The sequence below is a fragment of the Melaminivora alkalimesophila genome, from assembly GCF_000282995.1.
Lineage (GTDB): Bacteria > Pseudomonadota > Gammaproteobacteria > Burkholderiales > Burkholderiaceae_C > Melaminivora > Melaminivora alkalimesophila.
The window spans coordinates 1-3,786 of record NZ_ALEE01000285.1 but is presented as its reverse complement, the minus strand read 5'-3'; the positions used below and the strand labels follow the sequence as shown (position 1 = coordinate 3,786).

The 3,786-nt window shown below is 71.9% G+C and carries 5 protein-coding genes; 2 read left to right on the top strand and 3 right to left on the bottom strand.

Features of this window, described 5'->3' with window-relative positions:
* Nucleotides 1-444 (bottom strand): MsnO8 family LLM class oxidoreductase (locus A612_RS05405; RefSeq protein ID WP_040436160.1); only part of this gene is annotated, 444 nt, incomplete at its 3' end.
* Between the two features lie 191 nt (nucleotides 445-635).
* Between A612_RS05405 and A612_RS17825 the strand changes: the two genes are divergently transcribed.
* Nucleotides 636-905, top strand: coding sequence for a hypothetical protein (locus A612_RS17825; RefSeq protein ID WP_241209519.1), 270 nt, complete (start codon nucleotides 636-638; stop codon nucleotides 903-905).
* Between the two features lie 51 nt (nucleotides 906-956).
* Nucleotides 957-1,148, top strand: a complete 192-nt coding sequence (locus A612_RS17820; protein WP_019373517.1) for a hypothetical protein — start codon at nucleotides 957-959, stop codon at nucleotides 1,146-1,148.
* 20 nt (nucleotides 1,149-1,168) lie between these two features.
* Here A612_RS17820 and gspE read toward each other — a convergent pair whose 3' ends face one another.
* Nucleotides 1,169-2,557, bottom strand: a complete 1,389-nt coding sequence (gene gspE, locus A612_RS05395) for a type II secretion system ATPase GspE (protein ID WP_019373516.1) — start codon at nucleotides 2,555-2,557, stop codon at nucleotides 1,169-1,171.
* A 9-nt stretch (nucleotides 2,558-2,566) separates the two neighbouring features.
* Nucleotides 2,567-3,786 (bottom strand): type II secretion system protein GspD (locus tag A612_RS05390; RefSeq protein ID WP_019373515.1); only part of this gene is annotated, 1,220 nt, incomplete at its 5' end.

Below are 3,786 nucleotides of genomic sequence, written 5' to 3'. Positions count from 1 at the left end.
CCCCCCCAGCCGCTGCAGCTCGACCACGTCGCGCGGGAAGTCGGCCTCGGTCTCGACCCGGTCGCGGCGCAGCGCCCGCATGGTCGCCGGATCGGTGCCCGGCGCGCGCCCCAGCCCCAGGTCGATGCGCCCGGGGTACAGCGTCTCCAGGGTGCCAAAGGCCTCGGCCACCACCAGCGGCGCGTGGTTGGGCAGCATGATGCCGCCCGAGCCGACGCGGATGCGGTGCGTGGCGCCGGCGATGTGGCCGACCAGTACGGCGGTGGCGGAGCTGGCGATGCCTGGCATGTTGTGGTGCTCGGCCAGCCAGTAGCGGGTAAAGCCCAGCGACTCGGCGTGGCGCGCCGTGCGCACGGCCAGCTCCAGCGCCTGGGCGACGGTGCCGCCTTCGCGCACGGCCACCAAGTCCAGAAAAGAGAGCAAAGGGGGGCGGGTGGAGGTCATGGCCGCCATTGTGTCCACCGGCCGGCTCCCCGTGCACCCCCTGGGGGAAAGCCTTGTTGACAATCGGGGGCGGGCCCACGCCGCCCGCCGGGCGGGATAATGGCAGGACAGCACAGCCGCACGGGCCCCGAGCGCCGCACCGCGCGGCGCCGCCGAGGGGGCGGCAGACGCGATCCGGGCAGGGGGTTTCCATGGGGTTCTTCAGCAGATTGTTCCAGCCGCGGCGCGACGGGCTGCAGGCCACTTCGGACTGGACTTCCCTGCCCCAGGACGACGCCAGCGAGCTGGTGCTCTTCGACGAGGAGGCGGGCCGGCTGCTGGAGCAGTTCGACATCGACGCCGCGATCGTCGGGCACGAGCGCTGGCTGCCGTGGCTGGGCGCGGTGCTGCAGGGCCAGCGCGACGGCGAGCGCCTGCGCGCGGAAGTGGTGGCGGATGACCGCTGCTCGGAGCTGGGCTAGTGGCTGCACGGCAGCGGCCGACAGGCGCTGGGCCATTTCCCGGCCTTCGAGATGCTGATGCGCCGCCACCGCTTCTTCCACCAGCAAGCGGCGGCGCTGCTCAACCACGCAGACGCCGGTGAGATGGCCCAGGCGGCGCAGGCCTTCAAGAGCTGCCAGCACGCCTCGCGCCAGGTGGTGCTGCTGCTCAGGGAGCTGCAGCGCGGGCTGCGCCGCAAGCGCCGCGCGCCGCAGCGCGCCTGATCGGCTCCGGCGCCGCGACTTCAGTCGCGCGTCACGCGCAGCACTTCCTCGCGGCTGGTGACGCCGGCCTCGATCAGCCGCTCGGCGTCCGTGCGCATCAGCACCATGCCGCCGGCCAGCGCCTGGGCGCGGATCTCGGCCTCTGGCGCGCCCGAGTGGATCTGGGCGCGGATCGCCTCGTCCACCGTCAGCAGCTCGAACACCCCGGTGCGCCCGGCATAACCCGAATCCCCGCAGTGCGCGCAGCCGCTGCCGCCGCACTGCAGGCACCACTTGCGCACCAGCCGCTGTGCCAGCACGCCCAGCAGCGAGGACGACAGCAGGAAGGGCTCGACCCCCATGTCCACCAGGCGCGTGACGGCGCTGGCGGCGTCGTTGGTGTGCAGGGTGGCGAGCACCAGATGGCCGGTGAGCGAGGCCTGGATGGCGATCTGGGCGGTTTCCCGGTCGCGGATCTCGCCGACCATGACCACGTCCGGGTCCTGGCGCAGGATGGCGCGCAGCGCCCGCGCGAAGTCCAGCCCGATGCGCGTGTTCACCTGCGTCTGGCCGACGCCCGGGAGTTCGTACTCGATCGGGTCTTCCACCGTCATGATGTTGCTGCGCCCGGCGTCCAGCAGCGACAGCGCGGCGTACAGCGTCGTGGTCTTGCCCGAGCCGGTCGGACCGGTGACCAGCACGATGCCGTGGGGCTGGGCGATCAGCCGCGTGAAGCGCGCCAGCACCGGCCCCTGCATGCCGATGGCCGGCAGCGACAGCCGGCTCTCGCTCTTGTCGAGCAGGCGCAGCACGGCGCGCTCGCCGTGCGCGCTGGGCAGGGTCGAGACCCGCACGTCGATGGCGCGCGTGCCCAGACGCAGGCTGATGCGACCGTCCTGCGGCAGGCGTTTTTCCGAGATGTCCAGGTCGGCCATGATCTTCAGGCGCGAGATCAGCGCCGCGTGCAGCGCGCGGTTGGGCTGCACCACCTCGCGCAGCTGGCCGTCCACCCGAAAGCGCACGCTCGAATGGCGCTCGTAGGGCTCGATGTGGATGTCGCTCGCGCCATCGCGCGCCGCCTGGGTCAGCAGCGCGTTGAGCATGCGGATGATGGGCGCGTCGCCGGCGGACTCCAGCAGGTCTTCCACCGCCGGCAGCTCCTGCATCATGCGCGACAGATCGGCGCCTTCCTCGACCTCGCTGACCACCAGCGCGGCGCTGGACTCGCTCTGTGAATAGGCTTGGCTGATGCGCTGCGCCAGCGCCGCCGCCTCCAGTTCCATGAGCTGCTGCACCGGGTGCTTGCGCAGCACTTCCGACAGCGCGGGCGCGGGCGGCTGCGGCCCGTGCCAGAGCACGAGCTGGTGGCCGTCGTCCTCCAGCAGCAGCTGGTGGGTGCGTGCGAAGGCGTAGGGCAGCGGGTGGCGCATGGCGGGCGCCTACTGCGGCAGGTAGGCCGGGTCGGGCGGCGCGACCGGTGCCGGGCGGCTGCGCAGCATGGCCGGGGCCGGGCGCAGCGCCGGCGGGGGTTGCGGCACTTGCGCCTCGGGCGCCGCCACCGGCAGCGCCGGCAGCACCGGGGCGTCCGGCACGGCGCGCAGCAGGGCGTTGTCGGCCGGCTGGCTGCCTTGCTGCAGCGCGCGGATCGCCTCGTAGCGGTCCACCACCAGCGCGTCGCTGGTGGCATTGTCGCGGATCACGACCGGGCGCAGGAAAACCATCAGGTTGGTCTTCTCGCGGGTGCGCTTCTCGTTCCGGAACAGCCCGCCCACCACCGGCAGGTCGCCCACCACCGGCACCTTGTCCTGGCCCAGCGCGTAGCTGTCCTCCAGCAGGCCGCCGAGCACGACCACGCTGCCGTCGTCCACCAGCACCGTGGATTCGATGGAGCGCTTGCTGGTGGTGGGGCCATTCGGATTGCCCAGGGTATCGGCGGCGATCTTCGAGACTTCCTGGTACAGGCTCAGCTTGACGGTGCCGTTCTCGTTGATGGTCGGGCGCACGCGCAGCATCAGGCCCACGTCCTTGCGCTCCACCGTGGTGAAGGGGTTGACGGCGCCGCCCATGCCGCCGGTGTTGGCGTAGGAGCCGGTCACGAAGGGCACGTTGTTGCCAATCACGATCTGCGCCTCTTCGTTGTCCAGCGTCATCAGGTTCGGCGTGGACAGCACGTTGGCATCGCCCGTGTTTTCCAGGAAGTTGGCCAGCGCGCCAAGGTAGTACTTGCCGTTCATGCGCGGCGCGATGGCGACGTTCATGCCCGGCGCGGGCTTGGCGCCGCCCAGGCCCGTCAGGTTGCCGTTGGCGGCGCCGGCCGCCGCCAGCGCCAGGTCCAGGATGTTGCGCCCGGTGATGCCCGAGTTGGTGCCCAGCACCCCCAGAGTGCTGCCGTAATTGCCCACGATGCCCTGCCACTGGATGCCGAATTCCGCCACCTTGCTGGCGCGCACCTCCACGATCAGGCTCTCGACCAGCACCTGCGCGCGGCGGCCATCGAGCTGGTCGATGACCGCGCGGATCTGGCGGAACAGGGGCTCGGGGGCGGAGATGATGAGCGAGTTGGTGCTCGGATCGGCCTGGATGATGCCGCCGGTGGAGGGCTCGCGCGCGCCCGTGCTGCCGGAGAGCGCCGGGCCCGTGCCGAGGCCGCCCTGGCCGA